The organism is Streptomyces sp. NPDC028289 (assembly GCF_055565975.1).
The window spans coordinates 139,860-160,654 of record NZ_JBVHTI010000009.1; the positions used below are offsets into that span (position 1 = coordinate 139,860).

General features: G+C 70.6%; 17 protein-coding genes and 1 pseudogene. 8 read left to right on the forward strand and 10 right to left on the reverse strand.

Annotated elements, in window-relative coordinates; translation table 11 throughout:
- Positions 1-19 precede the first annotated feature (19 nt).
- The 4 genes and pseudogenes from ACZ4UV_RS40490 to ACZ4UV_RS40505 all read right to left on the reverse strand — a co-directional run bounded on the left by ACZ4UV_RS40490 (position 20) and on the right by ACZ4UV_RS40505 (position 7,137).
- Positions 20-3,352: an alginate lyase family protein gene (locus ACZ4UV_RS40490; RefSeq protein WP_467844976.1), complete on the reverse strand. Its 3,333-nt coding sequence runs from the start codon at positions 3,350-3,352 to the stop codon at positions 20-22.
- Complete coding sequence (locus ACZ4UV_RS40495; RefSeq protein ID WP_467845476.1) at positions 3,349-4,881, reverse strand: glycosyl hydrolase family 28 protein; 1,533 nt, start codon at positions 4,879-4,881, stop codon at positions 3,349-3,351. The genes ACZ4UV_RS40490 and ACZ4UV_RS40495 overlap by 4 nt, the downstream gene beginning before the upstream one ends.
- A gap of 168 nt (positions 4,882-5,049) precedes the next feature.
- A pseudogene (locus tag ACZ4UV_RS40500) lies at positions 5,050-5,334 on the reverse strand (extracellular solute-binding protein); the annotation flags it as partial.
- A gap of 591 nt (positions 5,335-5,925) precedes the next feature.
- Complete coding sequence (locus ACZ4UV_RS40505) at positions 5,926-7,137, reverse strand: RNA-guided endonuclease InsQ/TnpB family protein (RefSeq protein ID WP_467844979.1); 1,212 nt, start codon at positions 7,135-7,137, stop codon at positions 5,926-5,928.
- A gap of 161 nt (positions 7,138-7,298) precedes the next feature.
- Here ACZ4UV_RS40505 and ACZ4UV_RS40510 point away from each other — a divergent pair, with 161 nt between their 5' ends.
- The 6 genes from ACZ4UV_RS40510 to ACZ4UV_RS40535 all read left to right on the forward strand — a co-directional run bounded on the left by ACZ4UV_RS40510 (position 7,299) and on the right by ACZ4UV_RS40535 (position 13,577).
- Positions 7,299-8,627, forward strand: a complete 1,329-nt coding sequence (locus ACZ4UV_RS40510) for an ABC transporter substrate-binding protein (protein WP_451019756.1) — start codon at positions 7,299-7,301, stop codon at positions 8,625-8,627.
- 12 nt (positions 8,628-8,639) lie between these two features.
- A complete protein-coding gene (locus ACZ4UV_RS40515) occupies positions 8,640-9,524 on the forward strand; it encodes a carbohydrate ABC transporter permease (RefSeq protein ID WP_451019757.1) in 885 nt (294 codons plus the stop codon).
- Positions 9,524-10,429: a carbohydrate ABC transporter permease gene (locus ACZ4UV_RS40520; RefSeq protein WP_451019758.1), complete on the forward strand. Its 906-nt coding sequence runs from the start codon at positions 9,524-9,526 to the stop codon at positions 10,427-10,429. Before ACZ4UV_RS40515 ends, ACZ4UV_RS40520 begins: the two co-directional genes overlap by 1 nt.
- A complete protein-coding gene (locus ACZ4UV_RS40525; RefSeq protein ID WP_467844982.1) occupies positions 10,426-12,066 on the forward strand; it encodes a glycoside hydrolase family 43 protein in 1,641 nt (546 codons plus the stop codon). The genes ACZ4UV_RS40520 and ACZ4UV_RS40525 overlap by 4 nt, the downstream gene beginning before the upstream one ends.
- 209 nt (positions 12,067-12,275) lie before the next feature.
- Positions 12,276-13,340 carry a LacI family DNA-binding transcriptional regulator gene (locus tag ACZ4UV_RS40530; protein WP_390034808.1) on the forward strand — a complete coding sequence of 355 codons (1,065 nt, stop codon included), beginning with the start codon at positions 12,276-12,278 and terminating at the stop codon, positions 13,338-13,340.
- Positions 13,341-13,370: 30 nt separating this feature from the next.
- On the forward strand, positions 13,371-13,577 hold the full coding sequence (locus tag ACZ4UV_RS40535; RefSeq protein WP_390034809.1) for a hypothetical protein: 207 nt from the start codon (positions 13,371-13,373) through the stop codon (positions 13,575-13,577).
- A gap of 102 nt (positions 13,578-13,679) precedes the next feature.
- On the opposite strand, the gene ACZ4UV_RS40540 is transcribed toward ACZ4UV_RS40535, so the two are convergent.
- The 4 genes from ACZ4UV_RS40540 to ACZ4UV_RS40555 form a co-directional block, all read right to left on the reverse strand.
- Positions 13,680-13,937 (reverse strand): hypothetical protein, encoded by a 258-nt coding sequence (locus tag ACZ4UV_RS40540; protein WP_351493093.1) that lies wholly within the window; start codon positions 13,935-13,937, stop codon positions 13,680-13,682.
- The gene (locus ACZ4UV_RS40545) at positions 13,934-14,800 is read right to left on the reverse strand and encodes an isocitrate lyase/PEP mutase family protein (protein ID WP_351493091.1); all 867 of its coding nucleotides are present in this window, start codon (positions 14,798-14,800) and stop codon (positions 13,934-13,936) included. Before ACZ4UV_RS40545 ends, ACZ4UV_RS40540 begins: the two co-directional genes overlap by 4 nt.
- 156 nt (positions 14,801-14,956) lie before the next feature.
- Positions 14,957-15,607, reverse strand: a complete 651-nt coding sequence (locus ACZ4UV_RS40550; protein WP_467844985.1) for a ThuA domain-containing protein — start codon at positions 15,605-15,607, stop codon at positions 14,957-14,959.
- A gap of 31 nt (positions 15,608-15,638) precedes the next feature.
- Complete coding sequence (locus ACZ4UV_RS40555; protein WP_467844988.1) at positions 15,639-16,184, reverse strand: membrane lipoprotein; 546 nt, start codon at positions 16,182-16,184, stop codon at positions 15,639-15,641.
- 153 nt (positions 16,185-16,337) lie between these two features.
- On the opposite strand from ACZ4UV_RS40555, the gene ACZ4UV_RS40560 reads away from it, so the two are divergent.
- Complete coding sequence (locus tag ACZ4UV_RS40560) at positions 16,338-16,736, forward strand: VOC family protein (RefSeq protein WP_467844990.1); 399 nt, start codon at positions 16,338-16,340, stop codon at positions 16,734-16,736.
- Here ACZ4UV_RS40560 and ACZ4UV_RS40565 read toward each other — a convergent pair.
- Together ACZ4UV_RS40565 and ACZ4UV_RS40570 are read right to left on the reverse strand one after the other, a co-directional pair.
- Positions 16,722-17,390 (reverse strand): helix-turn-helix transcriptional regulator, encoded by a 669-nt coding sequence (locus ACZ4UV_RS40565; protein ID WP_451021077.1) that lies wholly within the window; start codon positions 17,388-17,390, stop codon positions 16,722-16,724. The genes ACZ4UV_RS40560 and ACZ4UV_RS40565 overlap by 15 nt on opposite strands.
- 142 nt (positions 17,391-17,532) lie before the next feature.
- Positions 17,533-18,681, reverse strand: a complete 1,149-nt coding sequence (locus tag ACZ4UV_RS40570) for a YihY/virulence factor BrkB family protein (protein WP_451021078.1) — start codon at positions 18,679-18,681, stop codon at positions 17,533-17,535.
- Positions 18,682-18,808: 127 nt separating this feature from the next.
- Between ACZ4UV_RS40570 and ACZ4UV_RS40575 the strand changes: the two genes are divergently transcribed.
- Positions 18,809-20,446 (forward strand): acyl-CoA dehydrogenase family protein, encoded by a 1,638-nt coding sequence (locus tag ACZ4UV_RS40575; protein ID WP_467844994.1) that lies wholly within the window; start codon positions 18,809-18,811, stop codon positions 20,444-20,446.
- Positions 20,447-20,795 lie beyond the last annotated feature (349 nt).

A 20,795-nucleotide genomic window follows, 5' to 3' on the forward strand; every position in this document is an offset into this window, starting at 1 on the left:
CTCCTTCGGTGGGGGGAGTTCAGGTGAGTGCGACGCTCACCTCTTCGAACTGCGCGGTGCCGAGGGCGAGCGGGGTGCGGGAGCACACCACGAGGCCCACGTAGTAGGGGGCGTCACCGAAGGCAGGGATCTCTCCGTCGGCGAGGGGGGTCCAGGTGACGCCGTCGTCGGTGGACAGGGCTGCGCTGAAGGCGGTCCCGGTACGCTTCAGCCGCAGCAGGGCGGGGAGGATGACGGCCGCGCCGCCGGTGAAGGCGGAGGCGCCGGCCACGGTCCTGCGGAGCATGAGCTGTGCGGTGGTCCCGCCGGTCACGACGGCTCCGGCGGCCTGGTCGAACGGCGACAGCGACTTCGCCATCAGCAGCCCCACCCGGTCGGCGCCCGCGCCGGTGCGGGAGACGAGCCGGGCGGCGATCTCGCAGTCGCCGCTGACGGGCCGTCGTACGAACTGGCCGGTCATTCCCTGGCCGTTGGCGTTCAGGTCGACGCCCGCGCCCCGCACGGTGAAGGCGCCGTCGTCGTAGGACGTACTGCCCGGCGTGGTGATCGCGACCACACCCAGCGTCCCGAAGGCGCGGTCGTCGAGCACGGTGTCGCCGAGGTCCCCGTACGTCCACGGATCGGGCGGCGCGGTGCCGACCGTGAGGGCGAGGGTGCCGGTGGTGGTCCCGGAGGCGTTGGCCGCGGTGGTCGTGACCGTGAACTCGCCCTTCTCGGCGGGGGTTCCGGAGACCAGACCGGTCCGCCGGTCGATCCGCAGCCCGTCGGGCAGTCCGTCCGCCGTGAACAGCACGGGCTCGTGCGCGGCCCGCAGGAGCTGCCGGAAACCGACGCCCTGGTTGGCGAACGCGGTGGTGGCGGAGGTGAGCCGGGGCGGTGTCGGGGTCGGCATGGCGGCCGCGGCCGGCACCGAGCGCGGGCCGCGGCCTGCGGTGCTGGTCTTCGCGACCTGGTAGTGGTACGTCGTGCCCGGTGTCCCGGTCGCGTCGGCGTACCGGACACGGGTGCCGAAGCCGACCGGGCCGACGCCGGTGGCCAGAGTCCGGTACGGGCCGTCGGCCCGGGTCGCGCGCAGCACCGTGTAACGCGCGGACGGGTCCGGGTCGCTCCAGGCCAGCTCGACGGCGTCGGTGCCGGTGACGGCGCGCAGGTCGGTGGCGGGGCGGGCGGGGCGCGGCACACACCACACCGCGCCGGACGGGGAGGTCACGCTGACGTTGTCGAAGGCACCGGTGCCGGTCTCCGCGTAGTCCTCGTCGACGCCGAGACAGGAGGTGAGCGTCAGACCCGCGTACGCGGTCCTCCCCAGGTCGACGTCGGTGGAGCCGACTTCTGTCCAGTGGACACCGTCGGGCGAGATGGCGCCCGTGCAGCGTGGGCCCGTCCGGGTCACGCGCACCCAGTAGGGCGCCCGCAGCCGGTAGCCGTCGCCCGCGCCCTCGACGTGGGGCGCCTCCAGGGGGGTCGCCGATTCGGGCAGCGCACCGAGGCCGGAGAGCGGGAAGGCCGCGTTCACCGTGATCGCCTGCTGCTGCGAGGGCGGCACGGGCGTGCTCCCGGTCGCGGAGACCTCCGCGCCCCGCGCCGGCCGTACCGTCCACACCCCGCTCCAGGTGTGCAGCGGCAGTCCCTGGATCAGCATGGAGGCGTGCGCGGCGGTCGCGTCCAGCGAGGCGCGGACGGTGACACCGATCTTGGAGTACTGCGAGCTGAGCGGCCACACGATCCGCGCGGTGACCGTGCCGTCGCCGCGCAGTGGCAGGTGGACGAGGCGGTGGGTGTCGTCGGTGCCGCTCGCCTCCAGGACGAAACGCTCGCCGTCGAAGGCCGCGGAGCCGGGGATCCGCACCTCCCCGACGTCCTGGGTCGCCCAGGGAAGAGGGAGACCTGCGCAGGCCGCCGCCCACGCGGAACTCCCGCTCCTGTCGATGGAGTTGGCGGCGGTGACCGTGTAGTAGTAGGTCCGTCCGGCGTGCACGCCCAGGTCGGTGTACGCCGGCCGTGCGATCCCGGACGCGATCTCCTCGTAACGGCCGTCCGCGGCGCTCGCCCGCAGCACCGTGTAGGAGTCGGCCCAGGCCGACGGCAGCCAGGTCACGGTCACGGCCCCGTCCTCCCCCACCGCCGTGACACCGGCGGGCGGGGTCGGCGCGCTCGCCGCGGACGGCGTCGCACCGGCGTAGGCGAAGGTGCCCCAGCTCGGCAGGTCGTCGTTGCTGCCCTCGACGACCCGGGCCCCGCCGGTGCCGCGGAAGACGGCGGCTCGCGTGTACGGGGTTTCCAGGCCGCGGACGCCCGCGTAGTGGGCGTAGTACATCTCGTAGATCGGCGGGAGGCTGCCGCGTGAGACCGCCGAGACCGTCTGCTTGAGGTACTTGCCGGTGCGGTCGAGGTCGGGGGTGAAGGGGACGTCGCCGCCGAGGTTGTAGCGGGCGGCGTACTCGGCGTTGGCGAGCATGCGGTTGCCGTCGTACGCCCAGAGGTCGACGCCCTGGTTCCAGGCGACCTGGGCCGCGTCGCCCAGGAGGCCCACCGCGAGCTGTTCGTGGCCCTGGTCGCGTCCGGACTCCTGCCCCTGCCCGGCGTCGGTGACGACGCGGTGGCGGACGCTGCCGTTGCCCGCGCCGGCGGCGGCGAAGCGCAGGGCGTCCTCGAAGAGGGTGCGTTCCTCGCAGAAGACGCCGATGGCGAGGACGGTCTGCACGGCGGTCAGGTCCCAGTTGCCGTTGGCGTAGAGCATGTAGCCGGAGACGGCCGGATACCAGACGTCGAGGAAGGAGGCCTCGCAGCGGGCGATGTCGGCGTCCGTCCAGCCGTCGTAGCCCGTGTGGCGCAGGAGTTCGGCCGCGTTGGCGAACTTGAAGCCCTGCAGGCCGGCGCCGAGCGGGCCGTCGGCGCCGGTGACGACGGTGAGGGAGGCCGACCAGGAGTTGAGGATGTCGCGGGCCTTGTCGGCGTGGGCGCGGTCGCCGGTGACGGCCCACAGCAGGGCGTTCTGGTAGGCGGCGGCCGAGTCGGCGACGGCCTGGTTCTGGAAGTTGGCGGGGCCGCGCCCCCAGGAGGTGATCTGGCCGGTGTTCTGGATCGGATACGTCGACTGCGAGCGGGCGTGGGCGGCGAGGGCCAGGTAGCCGTCGTGGACGGGTGATTGCCCGGCCGCGACCGCCGCCCTCATCCGGGCGAGGTCGGCGGAGGTGTGCAGGAGGCCGGGGTGGACGAAGGCTCCGGTACCGGTGTCGGTCTCGACGGCCGCCGCGGTGCCGGGCACGAGCAGACCGCTCGTACCCGACGCCAGCAGCAGGGCCGCCGTGCCGCCGAGGAAGCCCCGGCGGCTGGTGGCGGGCAGGCTCATGACGCGGTGGCCGCCTCGGCCTCGGCGGTGGTGAGGAACTTCAGGTTCGTCACGTGCTCGTTGTAGAACCACTGGATCTCGTCGGTGGTGTAGTACCAGGTCGGCTTCTTCATCGAGTCGGCGACGACCAGGCCGTTGATCACCAGGTTCTCGAAGGTGACGTTCGTGATGGCGTGGTCGGCGTCGTAGCCGAGGAAGAGCGAGGGGTTCGCACGGGTGCCGGTGTAGGTGAGGTTCTTGACGTAGACGTCCTGGATGCCGCGGCCGACCGAGGTGTTGTACTTCGGGTTGAACATCACCTTCATGTAGATGACCTGGCCCCAGCGGAAGTCCTCGATGCGGACGTCCTCGATACGGACGTTCTTGATGAGGTTGGAGTCGCCCGGGTTGAGGGCGATGCAGCCCTGGTAGTTCATCTGCGGCTCTCGGTGGTCGAGGACGTCGATGTTCCTGATGAGCAGGTTCTCGATCGTCTCGGGGGCGTCGGTGTTGCCGTGGGTGCCGACGTTGACCGGGTGGGCGACGTCGGCCCACAGGGTGCAGTTCTGGACGGTGACGTCGCGGGTGTCGCCGTAGTAGTTCCAGCGGTGGCAGTAGATCGCGATGCAGTCGTCGGAGTTGCGCATGAAGCAGCCGTCGAAGGTGACCCCCGTGGAGGAGAAGACGTCGAAGCCGTCTCCGTTGCCCTTCGAGCTGAAAGCGCGGGCCTTCTTCACATGGACGTTCCGGCTCTCGGCGAAGGTGCCCGCGTAGCCGGCCGGGTTGAGGATGATGACGTCCTCGACCCGGATGTTCCTGCTGCCCTCGCTGAGGATGGCACCGCCCGGGTTGTTGTAGAGGACCCCGCGTCCGGTCAGGCCGGCCCTCTCGACGTCCTTGAAGTAGACCTGGGCGGTCAGGACGGCGCCGCCGGCCAGGTAGACGGTCTTGCCGCTGGGCACGGTCAGCACGTTGCCGGGGACGGAGTGCACACCGGGACCGAAGTAGATGACGTCGGGGTCGTCGGGGGACGGCGGATCGCAGTCGACGTGGTTGGTGACGACATGCAGGCAGTCGAAGATCTCGTCGTTGATCTGGACGACGACGTCCCTCGGCTCGTCCAGGGTGAACACCAGGGTGTCGCCGCCGAGTTCGGGTGTGATGCCGAGCGCGTCCGGGCGGATCCTGGCCTTGGTGGTCCCGCCCTTGAGGTACGTGACCTCGATCTCGACGGAGCCCCGGAAGTCGAAGTACACCATCGACGTGCTGTAGACCTTGCCGGATCCGGTGGTGGCGTTGATCTCCTCCAGCTGGGGCCGCCAGATGTCCAGGGTCTGCCAGTCGCCGTCGGGGGCGGTGCGCACTCTCACCCTGAAGCCGGTGTTCGTGGGCATGGTGGCCGGGCGGGGGTAGGTCACCAGCTTGGGGGCGGAGTGGTTGCCGGAGGCGTCGGCCCGGGCCGCCGTGGCCGTCAGACCGGTCAGACCGGCGGCGAGGGCGGTGGCGCCGGCCGCCTGGAGGGCCGTACGGCGGGACAGGGGCGTGTTCATGCGTGACTCCTTGCGACAGTGGGCTATTTCAGGCCGGTCGTGGACATCCCGGCGACGAAACCGCGCTGGGCGATCAGGAAGATCAGCAGGATGGGGACGACGGCCGTTCCTGCGCCGGGTGAGCCGCTTGGCCGTGTCCAGCCACCCGTCGAAGGTGACCGGTTCCAGTTCCGGCGGGTAGTCGACGCCTGCCCGGTCGAAGAGCGCGGTGTTGTACCAGTACATGGAGTCCTGGGAGAAGTCCTTCGCCATGCCGTAGCGCGGGCCCCTGCCCTGGGTACGGCCGTCGTAGCGCCACAGGTCGTTGACCGGGTCCAGGTCGGCCGGCCTGAGGACGGTGCTCCTCGCGAAGTAGGGATCCAGGTTCTCCATCACACCCCGGGCCGCGAAGTAGGGGGCGTCCACGGCACCGACTCCGCGCACCAGGTCGGGCGGGGTGCCGTTGGTCATCATCGCGATCAGCTTGCTGGTGCTGTAGAGCACCGTGTTGATCCTGACGCCCAGGTCGCGCTGCGCCTGCTTGATGAGGTGTCGAGATGTCGTCGGGCTTCGCCATCACCGTGACGGTCTCGCCCGGGCCGCCGACGCTGCCGGACACCTGAAGGGCACAGCCGCCGAGGGCGGCCGCGCCGACTGCGGTGCCGCCCCAGCGCGAGGAAGCGGCGCCGGCCGACCGGGGCACGGGCATGCCTCTGCATGGACTGCTCACTCTCTGCTCGGGGGTTACGGGGCGTCGACTCGGTTAGGCAACCGGTTGCCATGAGCGGTGAGGGGAGCTTCAACCCGTGCGAGAGCATCGTCAAGAGGCGTGGCGCACTTTCGAAAACCCTTCGGCGGCAACCGGTTGTTCATGCGCACCGGTTGCTGCGCACGGACCGTTCGGCCCGTCACACGTCGAAAGATTCCGGCTCATACCCCTTGCTGGGAGCGGTAGAGCCGTCCTACTGTCCCGTGGAAACCGGTTTCTAAGGTACTGCCGAGCCGCCGCCCTCTCCCCCAGAGCACCAACCTCCGAAGGAACACGGTCTGTTGACTTTTCCTCGCCTACAGGCGGGGGATTCCAGCGGTCGCCCGCTGGGGTTCCTGCTTCGCTGACGACCGCCCCGTCCGGGAGGACTCCCGTTGAGGTCTTACACCGTCTCCACAGGCAGACGCCGCCAGCCCGGCGGCCAGGATGTTGTGTGCCGCATTCGTATCGCGATCATGTACGGTGCCGCAGTGGTCGCACGTCCACTCGCGGACGTTCAGCGGCAGCTGCTCGCGGACCGTGCCGCAGGCCCCACACAGCTTCGAGCTTGGGAACCAGCGGTCGATCACGACGAGTTCGCGCCCATACCAGGCGCACTTGTACTCCAGCATGGAGCGGAGTTCCGTCCACGACGCATCGGAGATGGCGCGCGCGAGCCTGCCGTTCTTCAGCAGGTTGCGGACGGTGAGGTCCTCGATCACGACCGTTTGGTTCTCACGGACGAGACGAGTCGACAGCTTATGCAGGAAGTCGCGGCGCCGGTCGGCGATCCGCGCGTGCACTTTGGCGACGCGATGCCGGGCTTTCTCCCGGTTCACGGAACCCTTGACCTTGCGGGACAACTCCCGCTGCGCCCTGGCCAATCGGGCACGGTCCCGTCGCTCGTGCCTTGGGTTGGCGATCTTTTCTCCGGTGGACAGGGTCACCAGGGAGGAAATCCCGGCGTCAATGGCGACCGCCGCATTGGCGGCGGGTGGCGAGGGGATGGAGTCCTCGCAGAGCAGGGACACGAACCAGCGGCCCGCGCTGTCGCGGGATACAGTCACCGTGGTCGGCTCCGCACCCTCGGGCAGAGGGCGCGACCAGCGGATGTCCAGTGGTCCGGCCATCTTGGCCAGGGTCAGCTTCCCGTCACGCCAGGTGAAGGCGCTGCGGGTGTACTCGGCCGACGCACGGGTCTTCTTCCTGGACTTGAAGCGCGGGTATTTGGCGCGCCTGGCGAAGAAGCCGGCGAACGCGCTCTGAAGAGGGCGCAGCGCCTGCTGGAGCGGGACGGAGGACACCTCGGCCAGGAAGGCGAGTTCCTCGCTTTTCTTCCATTGGGTGAGCGCGGCGGACGACTGCACATAGGAGATCCGTCGCTGCTCGCCGTACCAAGCGCGGGTGCGCTCCTCCAGCGCCCTGTTGTACACGAGGCGGACGCAACCGAACGTGCGCGACAGCTCCGCTGCCTGCTCGTCGGAGGGGTAAATGCGGTACTTGAAAGCCCGCTTGACCTGCTGCGTCACACCTCACATTCTATCAGATCCTGTGTGAGCCCGAGGTTTGGGCTGGTGGCCAGCAGACGCCAAGTCGCCCTGGCGGCGATTCCGACTTCCCTGGACCGCTCCGCGGGAACTTCGCTTCCTCCCCCAGTTAAAGCCGGGGGTATCCACGAAGGAGAGCACCAATGAACTCCACCAGGTTGGTCCGCGCCGCGATCGCGGGCCTCGCGCTGACAGGTCTGCTCTCCGCCTGCGGCGGATCGGGCTCCGGCTCCGGCGGCTCCGACGCGGCCTCCGGCCCGGTCACGCTGCCCTTCTGGGGCTGGGCGAACGGCCAGGAGGCCGTGGTGAAGGCGTTCAACGCCTCCCACAAGGGCGTCCGGCTGAAGTACACGAAGGTCACCGACCAGCTGACCATGCAGAAGCAGCTCACCAACGCGGTGAAGGCGGGCAACGCGCCCTGTCTCGTGCAGAACACCGCCGAGTACGTCACGAGCTGGGTCGCCCAGGGCGCCCTCGCCGACATCACGAAGTACGTCGGCTCGGCCAAGGGCAGGTTCAACTCCGGCTCCTGGTCGGCCGCGCAGGTCCAGGGCAGGCTGTACGGCGTCCCCACCAGCTCCGCGCCGAACTTCACGATCTACCGCACCGACATCTTCCAGAAGTACGGCCTCAAGGCCCCCACCACCTGGGACGAGTTCATCGCGGCCGGCGAGGTCCTGAAGAAGCACGGCATCAAGATCACCAACTACGCGGGCGAGGACCCCAGCACGCTCGAAGTGCTCGCGATGCAGGCCGGCGCCCACTGGTACGCGATCGACGGCAACTCCTGGAAGGTCGACTTCCAGGACGCGGGCACCCTCAAGGCCGCCGACGTGATCCAGCAGATCATCGACGACGACCTGGACTCCAAGCTGTCGTTCGCCGACTACGCGGCCGTACAGCGCAACTACGACGTAGGCGGCACCGCGACCCGGCAGATCTCCACCTGGCAGATGGCCGGCATGGTGCAGAACTTCACCAAGTCCTTCGGCAAGTGGGCCCTCGCCCCCTGGCCCGCCTTCACCGGCGAGGCCGCGAAGACCCCGGCCGGCACCAACCTCACCGGCAGCGTCACCCTCGTCACCAAGCAGTGCGCACACCAGCAGCAGGCCGCGGAGGCCGCGTTGTGGATGTCCACCGACTCCGGCGCGGTGAAGACGATGGCCAGCCCGACCACCGGCAACGGGGTGATGCCCGCGCTCGCCGACAGCAGCGCCTATGTCGACGAGGCGATCTCGCAGAAGCTCCTCGGTACGAACTACGACCCGGCGAAGAAGGTGGTCGCCGACAGTCTGAACACGGTCACCACGGACTGGGCCTTCGGCCCCGATTGGACGGCCATGTTCACGGAGTTGCAGAGCGGCTGGGCGAAGGTGGTCACCAAGCAGCAGAAGGTCACCGACCTCCTCGCCCACATGCAGCAGTGGACGGTCGACGACCTCAAGTCCCGCGGCATCAGCGTCAAGGGCTGAGGCGGCGCACGGATGGTCCGCTCCCAGCGCTGGAAGGGCGCCGCGTTCACGGTGCCCTTCCAGCTAGGTTTCGTCTTCCTCTACCTGATCCCGATCGGTTACGCCGTCCACGAGTCGCTGTACCGCTCCCAGTCCTCCGGCCTGGGCCTCGGCGGCACCTCCGACAGGTTCTCGGGCCTCGCCAACTACCGGCAGGGCCTGACGGACCCGGCGTTCCTCGACTCGGTCCTGCGCGTGCTCGTCTTCGCCTGCGTGCAGATCCCCGTGATGCTGCTGATCAGCCTGCTCCTCGCGCTCTTCCTGGACACGCTGACGTCGCGGGCGGCGGGCCGTTTCCGCATCCTGCTCCTGGTCCCGTACATGATCCCGGGCGTGGTCGCGGCGATCGTCTGGATCAACCTCTACAGCCCGGACGTCGGCCCCCTCACCCCCCTGGGCAAGGCGTTCGGCCTGGACTGGAACTTCTTCGCGCCGTCGATGGTGTGGCCGTCCATCGGCAACCTGCTCACCTGGCACGGCATCGGCTACAACATGGTGATCATCTACTCGGCGCTGCAAGGCGTCCCGCGCGAACTCTTCGAGGCGGCCCGGCTGGACGGCGCCTCCGAGTCCCGCATCGCCCTGAGCATCAAAGTCCCCTACGTCCGGGGCGCGTTGGTCCTCACCGGCATGCTGTCGATCATCCAGATGCTCCAGATCTTCAACGAGCCCGCGCTGTTCCGGAACGTGACACCCCAGACGGTCGGCGACAGCTTCACCCCGATCATGGTCATCTACAACCAGGCCTTCAACGCGGGCAACTACCACTACGCGGCCGCCCTTTCGGTCCTGCTGGCCCTGATCCTCGGCGTCGCCTCCTTCCTCTTCTATCGGCTGACCGCGAAGGAGGCCGACTGATGGCACTCACCGAGGAGCGCCCGAGGACGAACCCCGTCCGCCGTATCACCAGGCCCGACCCGGCGGCCCGTTCCCGGGGCGGACAGCGTTTCCTCCTCGTCGGCCTGGCCCTGGCGAGCGCGTACAGCCTCTTCCCGGTCTGGTGGCTGATCGTCGCCGCGACGAAGGACCGCACCGCCCTCTACCAGAGCAACGGCCTCTGGTTCTCCGGCTGGCACCTCTGGGACAACCTGCACCAGCTGTTCACCTACGAGAACGGCATCTTCCTGCGCTGGACCGCCAACTCCTTCCTCTACGCCGGAGTCGGCTCCCTCGGCGGCACGCTCATCGCCCTCGCCACCGGCTACGGCCTCGCCCGCTTCCGGTTCCCCGGCCGCGGCCTGGTGTTCGCGTGCGTGGTCGGCTCCTTCCTGGTACCGATCGCCCTGCTGACACTGCCGTTGTATCTGCTGTTCTCCAAGATCGGCCTGGTGGACACCCCCTGGGCGATGCTGATCCCCTGCCTGATCAACCCGTTCAGCGTCTACCTGGCGAAGGTCTACACCGAGGCCACGGTCCCGTACGAACTCCTCGAAGCGGCCCGGATAGACGGCGCCGGCGAGGTACGCATCTTCTTCTCGATCGTCCTGCGCATGATGACGACCGGCGGCGCCACGGTCTTCCTCCTGGCCTTCGTGAACACCTGGAACGCCTTCTTCCTCCCCCTCACCGTGCTCCGCGGCGAACAGAACTGGACGCTCAACCTGGGCCTGTACAACTGGTCCGGCAAACGTCTGGAATCGGGCGTCGACCTGACGAGCCTGGTCCTCACCGGCGCGCTCCTGTCCATCGTCCCGATGGCGATCATGATGATCGCGATGCGCCGCTACTGGCGTACCGGCGTCACCCTGGGAGCCCTCAAGTGACCCGGCTCCACAACCCGGTGCTCCGCGGCTTCGCCCCCGACCCCTCCCTGGTCCGCGCCGGTGACTGGTACTACCTGGCGAACAGCTCCTTCGAGTGGTTCCCGACGATCCCGATCCACCGCTCCCGCGACCTGGCGCACTGGGAGTACGCGGGCCACGTCGAGGGCGCGGCCCCCGGCGACTCGCTGGCCGGCGTCCCCGACTCGGGCGGCATCTGGGCCCCTTCGCTGAGCTGGGACGGGGAGCGCTTCTGGGTGGTCTACTCGGTCGTCCGCTCGGTCGGCACCCCGTACTTCGACCTGGACACCTACATCAGTACGGCCCCGGACGTGTCCGGCCCCTGGAGCCCCCCGCGCCGCGTCCCGAGCCACGGCTTCGACCCCGCACTCTTCCACGAGGGCGGCCACGTCTGGGTCCTCAACCTCCAGAACGACCATCGCCCCGGCGGCCGACGCTTCGCCGGGATCGTCGCCACGGAACTGGACCGGGAGACGCTCACCCCCGTGGGCACCACCCACCTCCTCCTCCAGCAGGACCGGCTGATCGAGGGCCCCAAGCTGCTGAAGCGGAACGGCTGGTACGTCCTGGTCCTGGCGGAGGGCGGGACGGGGTTCGAGCACGGGGTGCGGGTGGCCCGCAGCAGGAAGCTGACGGGCCCGTACGAACTCGACGAACGGCCACTGCTGACGTCGAGGGACGACCCGGAGTGGCCGTTGCAGAAGGCGGGGCATGCGGAGTTGGTGGAAACACCGGAGGGCGAGTGGTTCCTGAGCCACCTCACGGCACGCCCCCTGAAGACGCCAGAGGGCCTACGGTGCCCACTCGGCCGCGAGACGGCGATCCAGGCGGTGACGTGGGACGCGGACGGCTGGCCGAGACTCGGGCACGGGGATCCTCGTCCGGCGGTCACCGTCGAGACGCCCCAGCACAGGCGCCCCGTCAGGGGCGCGGGGCTGCATTCAACATGCGGCTACCGCCGCGTGGGCGCGACCAGCCCCCACCGCGCCGCACCCGACAACGCACCCCCCTACTACACCCTCCGCTCCCCAGCAGCCCCGAACTGGACGGACGACACCACCCGCCCCGGCTGGCTACGCCTCCGCGGCCACCACGGCCCCGACTCCCTCTGGTCCCACCACCTCCTGGGCCGCCGCATCACCGAACACCACACCGAGGCCCGGGTGACCCTCCAGGCAGCTCCCACCACCTTCACCCAGTCCGCCGGCCTGCTCCTCTGGTACAACACCTCGGCCTACTACGCCCTGGACCTCACCTGGACAGAACCTGAAGGCGAATCGCAGCACGGCCAGCAGTGGCAGGACGCGGGCCGAACCGTGCTCGCCCTGACCACCCGGGACGAGACAGAGACCCGCCGCGCAGCCGTACAGGAAGTCGACGCCACCAGCCCCCTCACCCTCGGCGTCACGGTGCACCGCGCCGACGCCCGCTTCTGGTACGCGGCCAACGGCCCCTGCCACCCCATCGGCCCGCCCCTCGACTTCACCCGCCTCTCCGACGACCACGGCACCCGCCTCCGCTTCACCGGCGCCATGGCCGCCATCCACGCCGTGGACCTCGTCGGCGCCTCCTTCACCGCGGACTTCACGGACTTCCGAGTCACCTGCACACCGGCATAACCCCGCAAACTCCGACCCGTCCTGTTCGAAGTTTCGAAAGTCCCGCCCGCGAAGATCCCGCGAATTCCCAGGTCTTCACGCCGTGTTGACGCGCACCTATCGTAGGAAGCGCTTACTGCACGGCTTGCACGCAGACCGCGGAAGCAGCGTTGGTCGCAACTTTCGTTACTTTCGTTGGCCCAAAGGCGGGCCGGAGAGGCGGGTTCCCCATGGTCCGTGCCGGAGGTACGAGCGTGGCGGCGGCCGGTCCGACCCTGGCGGTGGTGGCCCGCGAGGCGGGCGTCTCCGTACCGACCGCGTCGAAGGTGGTGAACGGCCGTGACGACGTGGCCCCCGAGACCCGCCGCCGGGTCACCGAGGCCCTCGAACGGCTCGGCTACGTCCGCCGACCCCGCTTCGACGCGACGAAGGCCCCCACCCTGATCGACCTGGTCGTGCAGACGCTCGACAGCTCGTGGTCGGGCGCGGTGCTGCACGGGGTGGAGGAGGCGGCGTACGAGGCGGGGCTGGAGGTCATCCTGTCGGCGGGGCCGGCCCGGACGCGGGCCGGCCGCCCGGAGCGCGGCTGGCTGGACAAGCTCACCGCGCGCGGTTCCTCCGGGGTGCTGTTCAACCTGGCCGAGCTGACGCAGGCGCAGTATGCCTGGCTGGAGCACCACCGTATCCCGTACGTACTGATCGACCCGGTCCAGGAACCCCCGGTCGGCGTGGTCTCCGTCGGGGCGGCGAACTGGCAGGGCGGGGTCACCGCGACCGAGCACCTGCTCGCGCTCGGCCACGAGCGGATCGCGGTGATCGCCGGCAACCGGCGCCGGATGTGCAGCGGCGCCCGGGTGTCCGGCTACCGCTCGGCACTCACCTCGGCGGGGCAGCGCCCGCGCGGCGAGTACGTCCGGCACGCGGGCTTCGACGAGGACACCGCCCGGCACCGTATGCACGAACTGCTGGACCTGCCGGAGCCGCCGACCGCCGTGTTCGTCTGCTCGGACCGGATGGCGCTCGGGGTGTACGCCGCGCTGGCCGAGCGCGGGCTGCGGGTGCCGGACGACATCAGCGTGGTCGGCTTCGACGACCTGCCCGAGGCCCGCTGGGGCACCCCGGCGCTGACCACGGTCCGCCAGCCGCTCTCGGAGATGGCGGCGACGGCGCTGCGGCTGCTCGTGCGGATGATGCACGGGGACCGCCCGGAGGGCACCCGGACGGAGCTGTCGACCAGGCTGGTGGAGCGGGCGAGTACGGCGGCGCCGGCGGCCCGTTCGGCCGTACGACGGTGACCACGCCCTTCTCAAGATCGTTTCCGGGGCATGAAACTCACCCTGCGCACCGCTGCGGCCCTTGCTCTGGCCGCAGCCGCCGTGACCACGGCCCTGGGCACCGCCCGGGCCACGACCCTGACGGTCGCCCCGGCCCAGCACCACGCCACGGTGGCCGCCACCCCGACCGACGAGCACGACCCGAAGGAGGACGTGGAGCTGGACGAGAACGGCCGGCCGGACCTGAACGAGGACTGAGGCCCAAGGCGCCCCAAAGGGGCGCTGGGGGTACCCCCGGCCGAAGGCCGGTGGGGAACTGCGCGACCAGCCACAACGGTCCCGCAGTTCCCCACCGGCCGCTCAGTCGTCGTCGTTCTGACGCGGCTCCCCCATCAACGCCTGGATCGCGTCCACGGCGCTGCCGTCGTGGTCGCTGCCGGCCGTCCCTCTCCCGGCCTGGATGTTGGCCGTGCGGTCCACCTCCAGGATGGAGTCCGCGTGGGAGTTGTCGAGCACGGTGATCAGGCTCCCGCCCGCACAGGCCGGTCCCGCGGCCCCGCCCAGCAGGGCTGCGGCGACCACCACGGCCGCCCGCAGCCGCACCCCCGGGTTCGTCACACGCCCACGCCCTCGGGCTCGTCGAGCCGTTCCCGGGCGATGTTGCGCTCCAGCAGGGTGGTGGAGGCCTTGACGCCCACGCCACTGGCCGCGTCGACGGACGGCAGCCGGCCGTCCGCCGACTTCAGCTCGCTCAGGGCCAGGTCCATCGCCTCGTGCGCGGCGAACAGACAGGGCGTGGAGTAGATCGCGACGTCGACGCCGAGTTCGTCCAGCTCGGTGAGCGAGAGCCGGGGCGACTTGCCGCCGGCGATCTGGTTGAAGAGCAGCGGTTTGTCGCCGACGACCTTGCGGATCCGGCGGATCCACTCCTCGCTGCGCACCCCGTCGACGAGGATCACGTCGGCGTCGGTGGCGGCGAGCCGCTCCGCGCGGTGCAGGATGTCGTGCTCGTCGGTGGCGTCCGTACGGGCCACGACGACCAGGTCCTGGCGGGTCTCCAGGACCTTCTCCAGCTTGTCCAGGTACTCCTCCAGGGGCAGCACCTGCTTGCCGTCGGCGTGTCCGCAGCGGCGCGGCCGCTTCTGGTCCTCCAGGATCACCCCGGAGGCACCGATCCGCTCCAGGCCTTCCACGACGTGGCAGGCGACCTCGGGGTCGACGTAGCCGTCGTCGATGTCGACGAGGAGATGGTGGTGCGGGAACGCGCCCCGCAGCCGCTGGACGAAGGCCACCATGTCGGGCCAGGCGATGAATCCGATGTCCGGCAGGCCGTAGTACGAGGCGGCGAAGCCGAAGCCCGATACGAACATCCCGTCGTAGTGTTTGGCCGCGATCGACGCCGAGTACATGTCGTACACGCCGATCAGCGGGGTGGTCCCCGGCCCGGCGATCTGCTCGCGCAGCTTCTTCCCGTAAGTCAAGGTCCGGCTCCTCCTGTGGGTGGCGCGGCGGCACGACCGGCCTCCGCGTCTCTGCAGCCCTTTGCCAAGACAAGAGCATCTCTAGATACGCACGTGACCATCTCCGTGCGCGACCTTTACTCACCCCAATGGCGGATCCGGTTCACCGGAGAAACGTCACTGGACCAGCCGTGCGGCCCAGGCGACACCCCCGTGGAGGTGGGCCAGGAAGCCGGAATCCCGGTAGGCCTCCCGGGCGTGTCCCAGGGCTGTGTAGAACACCCGTCCGGCCCCCTGCTCGTGGCACCAGGCCAGCGGGTGGTCGTCCCCCATCCCGCCGCCTTCGTACGACGCCTCGTCGGCGCGCAGCAGGACCCGCACCCGGCCACGCGGGCTGTCGCGGAAGTCGTACCACTCGTCGGTGAAGTCCCAGACGGCGGGCAGGTGCCGGGTCGCGGGGTGGTCGTGGTCCTCGACGAGCACCCGGCCGGGCTGGTACTCCGGGTGGCGGTCGAAGCGGGCGCCGAGGAGTTCGCCGTAGTACGGCCAGTCGTACTCCGTGCAGGCCGCCGCGTGCACGCCGGCGAAGCCGCCGCCCGCCGCCACGTAGGCGGCGAGCCGCGCACGCCCCGCCGGGGTCAGGATCTCGCCGCTGGTGGAGAGGAAGACGACGGCCGCGTACCCGTCCAGGGGCTGCTCGAGGGCGGCCGGGTCCTCGGTGGCGTCGGCGTCGACACCGGCGAACCCCCGTACGGCGGCGAGGGCGTCGGGGATGGAGTCGTGGCGGTAGCCGGTGGTGCGGGTGTGGACGAGCAGTCGCGGGGCCATGCCCGCATGATCGCCCACGGCCGGGGCCGGCTCAAAGGCCGGGCGTCGGCACGCTGTTGTCGGGCGGCCCGCCGTCGCCGTTGGTCGGCAGGTCGCCGCGCTGCACCGGCTGGTCGTCGGTGAAGGCCGGGTCGGGGGTGGGCAGCAGGGTCTCCAGTTCGCCGGCGGTGGGGCGGTGGACGGTGCGCAGCGCCTTGCCCAGCACCGCGTCGGAGACCCCGCCCTCGCCCTCCAGCCACACCACGCAGTTCTTCTCCGACACCTCGTACTTGTGCTGCCCCGCGTAGCGCGGGTGGTCGGTGTAGAGGTGGATGACGGCGCCGGTCGTGTCCGTGTACGAGGCGGAGAAGCCGTCGTCGCCCTGCACGCCGACGGACTGCTGGGCGAGGGTGAAGCCCGGCGCGCGGGTGACGTAGACCAACTCCGGGTCCATGCCCAACGCCTTCGCCCTGGAAGCGAGTTCGGCCGGGTCGGCGGGTTTGCCCGAGTCTCCGGAGCCCGCTTTCTCGGTTCCGCAGCCGGTGAGCAGGGCGGCGGCGAGGAACAGGGTCGGCAGGACGCGCACGGCACGGATCATGAGCCCATCGTGCCGCACAGGTGTTCCACAGGGGAGCGGTTTTCTTCCGCTGCCGGCGGTCCTGTCGCTCCCCTCCCCCCGTAGGGACTTTTCGCTGAACCGCGTGTCCGATTCCTTCAAGACCGCCGGCCGGTCCCCGCCTACGGTGACCGCATGACTCCACGATTCGCCGTGATCGGTCTCGTCACCTCCGACCTGGCCGCCTCCCTCGCCTTCTATCGCCGCCTCGGCCTGGAGTTCCCGGCCGGCGCCGAGGAACAGCCGCACGTCGAGGCCGAGTTGCCCGGCGGGCTCACCCTGGCCCTGGACACCGAGGAGACGATCCGCTCCTTCCACCCGGCCTGGCGCCCGCCCACCGACGGCGGCCGCACGGCCCTCGCCTTCCGCTGCGCCTCACCCGCCGAGGTGGACGCGCTCTACGACGACCTGGTCGGCGCCGGCCACCACGGCGAGCTCAAGCCCTGGAACGCGTTCTGGGGCCAGCGGTACGCCACCGTGCACGACCCCGACGGCAACGGCGTCGACCTGTTCGCGCCGCTACCCGCCGAGTAGCCCGCCCAACGGCAGCCCCGCCAGCTCCCGCACCTCCCGGGAGAGATGAGGCTGATCCGCGTACCCCGCCCGAACCGCCGTGTCCGCGAGCGGAACCCCGGCCCGGGCGAGCGCGAGCGCCCGCTGCATCCGCAGCACCCGGGCGAGCGTCTTGGGCCCGTAGCCGAAGGCGGCCCGGCTTCGACGGTGCAACTGTCGTGCGCCGAGACCGAGTCCGTCGGCGGCGGCCGCCACGGACCGCCCGGCGTCCAGGGCTTCGACGAGCCGCCGCAGCGACGGATCGGGCGGGACGGCCCGCTCGAGAGCGATCTCCTCCAGCGCGGCGGCCGGATCACCCGCACCCGCGACCCGGTCCCGCAGCCGCCGCACGTCCCCGGCCGGCCAGAGGTCACTCAGCTCGACCCGCTGATCGAGCAGTGCGTACGCCGGCACACCGAGGACGGCGGGCGCGGTACCGGGACAGAAACGAAGGCCCACCCACTGGCCTCCGCCGCCCCCGGTGACGTACCCGCGCGTATCAGGCCCGGCGACCAGCAGCCGCCCTTCGTGCCAGAGCAGATCCATACAGCCGTCGGGCAGCACGCGACCGTCCCCGACGGGGGTATTCACCCAAACGACCGCACCGGGGAGCCGAGACGCCCGTTCCCTGTACACAGACACCAGCGTAGACGCGCCCCTTTTGGGGGCGCGGGGCTGTGTTCGACATGCGGCTGCCGCCGCGCGGGCGCGAGCAACCACAGCGAGCCCGCAGACCGCACCCCGCGCGAGCCCCCACGACGAACCCGGCGTCGGCCCCTCAGGCCTCCGGCTTCCGCGGCGGCGGATGGCTGCTCTTCACATGCGCCCGCAGCCGCGCCGTGACGTCCTCCGGCGGCAGGAACCGCGACCAGCGCTCCGGGAACTCCGACGGCATGTCCGGGTCGTCGGGGTCGTCCGGACCCGCCTCGCGGGCCGCCGCGGCCGCACGGGCCACGTACTCGGCGACCTGGGCCTCGCGCAGCCGCTCGTTGGCGGCGCGCGCCGCGGCCGTCGCGGCGGCCGGCCAGACCCGGTCGATCGCGGCGTTCACGGCGGCCCCGACCAGTACGGCGAAGGCCGACACGCCGATCCACAGCAGCACGGCGACGGACGCGGCGAGGGAGCCGTAGATCGTCGCGCCCTCGATGGTGTTGGTCAGGTAGATGCGCAGCAGGAAGCTGCCGAGGACCCACATGGCCAGGGCGACGAGGGCGCCGGGCACGTCCTCGATCCACGGGGAGCGCACCGGCACGGAGACGTGGTACAGCGTGGTGAGGAAGACGATGGACAGGACGATCACGACCGGCCAGTACAGGACCTGTACGAGCGTCTCCGACCAGGGCACGATCCCGACCACCGCGTCCGGCCCGGCCACCATCAGCGGGAGCGCGACCGAGCCGATCAGCAGCGCGGCGATGAAGAGCAGGAAGGAGACGATCCGGGTCTTCACGATGCCCCGGACGCCGTCGAGGCCGTACATCACGGTGATCGTGTCGATGAAGACGTTCACCGCGCGGGAGCCCGACCACAGGGCGAACAGGAAGCCGATGGAGATGACGTCGGGGCGGCCGCCCTTCATCACGTCGTGCAGGATCGGCTCGGCGATCTCCTTGACGCCCTTGTCGGACAGGACCGTACGGGAGGCCTCCAGCAGGTTGCTCTCCAGGCTGGCGATGGTGTCGGCGCCGGTCCAGGCGTCGACGTAGCCGAGCAGTCCGATGAGGCTGAGCAGCAGCGGCGGGACGGACAGCAGGGTGAAGAAGGCGGCCTCGGCGGCGAGGCCGAGGATGCGGTACTCCATGCAGGAATTGACGGTGTCCTTGATCAGCAGCCAGGCGGTCCTGCGCTTGGAGACGTTCCGGTAGAGGGCTCTGGCCCGGTGGAGCCGGCCGGAGGGCCGCTCGGGGGTATCGCTTGCTGGCTGCACGCCCTAACGGTATCCGCCGTCCGGGGCCGTCCTCACCTCACGGGGCTCCGGCCGGGGCGGGCGCGGTGACCGGGGCCGTTGGGTCAGGCTGGATGCCACCGCCGCCTTCCGGGGTAGGTTCACAGACATGGCAGGCAACACCACGCACACCGTGACCAACCAGCCGCCCCCGCTGGTCGGGTACGACCTGTTCGGTGCCGACCTGGCCCTGGTCGAGGCCGTCGGGCGGCACACCGACCCGGAGCTGCTCGACGAGGTGCGCGCCGAGCTGTCGGGGATCGGCGCCTCGGCCGGCTCGGCGCAGGTGCAGGAGTGGGGGGCCCAGGCGAACGAGCACCCACCGCGGCTGCGCACCCACGACCGCTACGGCCACCGGATCGACGAGGTCGAGTTCCATCCCGCCTGGCACCGGCTGCTCGGCAAGGGCGTCGGCGCGGGCCTGACCGCCGGCTGGGTGCGGGCGTCCGGGCACGTCCGGCGGGCCGCCGCCTTCCTGGTCTGGACCCAGGTGGAGGCCGGCAACTGCTGCCCGCTGTCGATGACCAACGCGGCGGTGCCCGCGCTGCGCACCGATCCGGAGCTGGCCGCCGCGTGGGAGCCGCTGCTGACCTCCATGATCTACGACCGTGAGCTGCGGCCCGCCGCGCGGAAGGCCGGCGCCCTGTTCGGCATGGGCATGACGGAGAAGCAGGGTGGCAGCGACGTACGGGCGAACACGACCACCGCCGCCCCGCTCGCCGAGGCCGGGACGTACACCCTGACCGGACACAAGTGGTTCTGCTCGGCACCCATGTCGGACGGCTTCCTGGTGCTGGGCCGGGCCCCGGGCGGCGTCACCTGTTTTCTCGTGCCGCGCGTCCTGGCGGACGGCACCCGCAACGTCTTCCTCCTCCAGCGGCTCAAGGACAAGCTCGGCAACCGGTCCAACGCGTCGGCCGAGGTCGAGTTCGACGGGACCTGGGCCCGGCGGGTGGGCGAGGAGGGGCGTGGGGTGCGGACCATCATCGAGATGGTCGCCGCGACCCGGCTGGACTGCGTGCTGGGCTCGGCGGGGCTGATGCGGCAGGCGGTGGCGCAGGCCGTGCACCACGCCACGCACCGCGAGGCCTTCGGTGCGAAGCTCGCCGACCAGCCGCTGATGCGCAACGTCCTGGCCGACCTCGCGATCGAGTCGGAGGCCGCGACCACGCTCGCGCTGCGGCTGGCCGCCGCCTACGACGACGGGAGCGAGTCCGAACGGGCCCTGTTGCGGCTGGCGTTGCCGGCCGCCAAGTACTGGGTGACGAAGCGTTGCGCGCCGCTCGTCGTGGAGGCCGCCGAGTGCCTGGGCGGCAACGGCTACGTGGAGGAGTCGGGCCTGCCCCGGCTGGTCCGCGAGTCGCCGCTCAACTCCGTCTGGGAGGGCGCCGGCAACATCCAGGCCCTGGACGTGCTCCGCGCCCTGCAACGCGAACCGGGCGCGCTGGACGCCTACCTCCAGGAGATCGGCCGCGCCCACGGCGCCGACCACCGCCTGGACCGCGCCGTCAAGGACCTCTTCTCCGAACTCGCCGACCTGGAGGGCATGGAGTCCCGCGCCAGGCGACTGGTGGAACGGCTTGCGACGGTCCTCCAGGGTTCCTTGCTGGTCCGCTTCGCACCACCGGAGGTGGCGGACGCCTTCTGCGCGTCCCGTCTGGGCCACGACTGGGGCTCGACCTTCGGCACGCTGCCAGGCGGCCTGGACCTCACGGCAGTAGTGGATCGAGCCCGGGTGACTTCTTGACCCAGGGGACCTGCCTTACCTAAAGGGGCGCGGGGAACTGCGCGAGCAACCCCCCACAACCGTCAGCCGCCAACGCACCGCAACAACGCACCCCCTGCCGCGCACGGCCAAGGCGCCGCAGGCTGCGGCAGGGGTGGTGCTGCGCCGACACGGCACCACCCCCGCCTCTTCGGCCCATGTACAGGCCACTGACGCCGCGGCGTCGGCTCAAGTTTCGGCCACCCCCGGCCCGTTCACCAGGGTTGCAAGGGGTTGCAACATATTGGTGTCTGTGTGCGGACTGTGTGCCTCCGGCACCGGAAAACGGCAGTATGAGACGCGCAGTCGGACCGGAAACCGCCGCCCGGAC

Bases quoted from the DNA above. Each gene is read 5' to 3' on its own strand.
- ACZ4UV_RS40490 (WP_467844976.1), bottom strand. From the start codon at position 3,352: ATGAGCCTGCCCGCCACCAGCCGCCGGGGCTTCCTCGGCGGCACGGCG.
- ACZ4UV_RS40495 (WP_467845476.1), bottom strand. From the start codon at position 4,881: ATGAACACGCCCCTGTCCCGCCGTACGGCCCTCCAGGCGGCCGGCGCC.
- ACZ4UV_RS40510 (WP_451019756.1), top strand. From the start codon at position 7,299: ATGAACTCCACCAGGTTGGTCCGCGCCGCGATCGCGGGCCTCGCGCTG.
- ACZ4UV_RS40515 (WP_451019757.1), top strand. From the start codon at position 8,640: ATGGTCCGCTCCCAGCGCTGGAAGGGCGCCGCGTTCACGGTGCCCTTC.
- ACZ4UV_RS40520 (WP_451019758.1), top strand. From the start codon at position 9,524: ATGGCACTCACCGAGGAGCGCCCGAGGACGAACCCCGTCCGCCGTATC.
- ACZ4UV_RS40530 (WP_390034808.1), top strand. From the start codon at position 12,276: ATGGTCCGTGCCGGAGGTACGAGCGTGGCGGCGGCCGGTCCGACCCTG.
- ACZ4UV_RS40535 (WP_390034809.1), top strand. From the start codon at position 13,371: ATGAAACTCACCCTGCGCACCGCTGCGGCCCTTGCTCTGGCCGCAGCC.
- ACZ4UV_RS40550 (WP_467844985.1), bottom strand. From the start codon at position 15,607: ATGGCCCCGCGACTGCTCGTCCACACCCGCACCACCGGCTACCGCCAC.
- ACZ4UV_RS40555 (WP_467844988.1), bottom strand. From the start codon at position 16,184: ATGATCCGTGCCGTGCGCGTCCTGCCGACCCTGTTCCTCGCCGCCGCC.
- ACZ4UV_RS40560 (WP_467844990.1), top strand. From the start codon at position 16,338: ATGACTCCACGATTCGCCGTGATCGGTCTCGTCACCTCCGACCTGGCC.
- ACZ4UV_RS40575 (WP_467844994.1), top strand. From the start codon at position 18,809: ATGGCAGGCAACACCACGCACACCGTGACCAACCAGCCGCCCCCGCTG.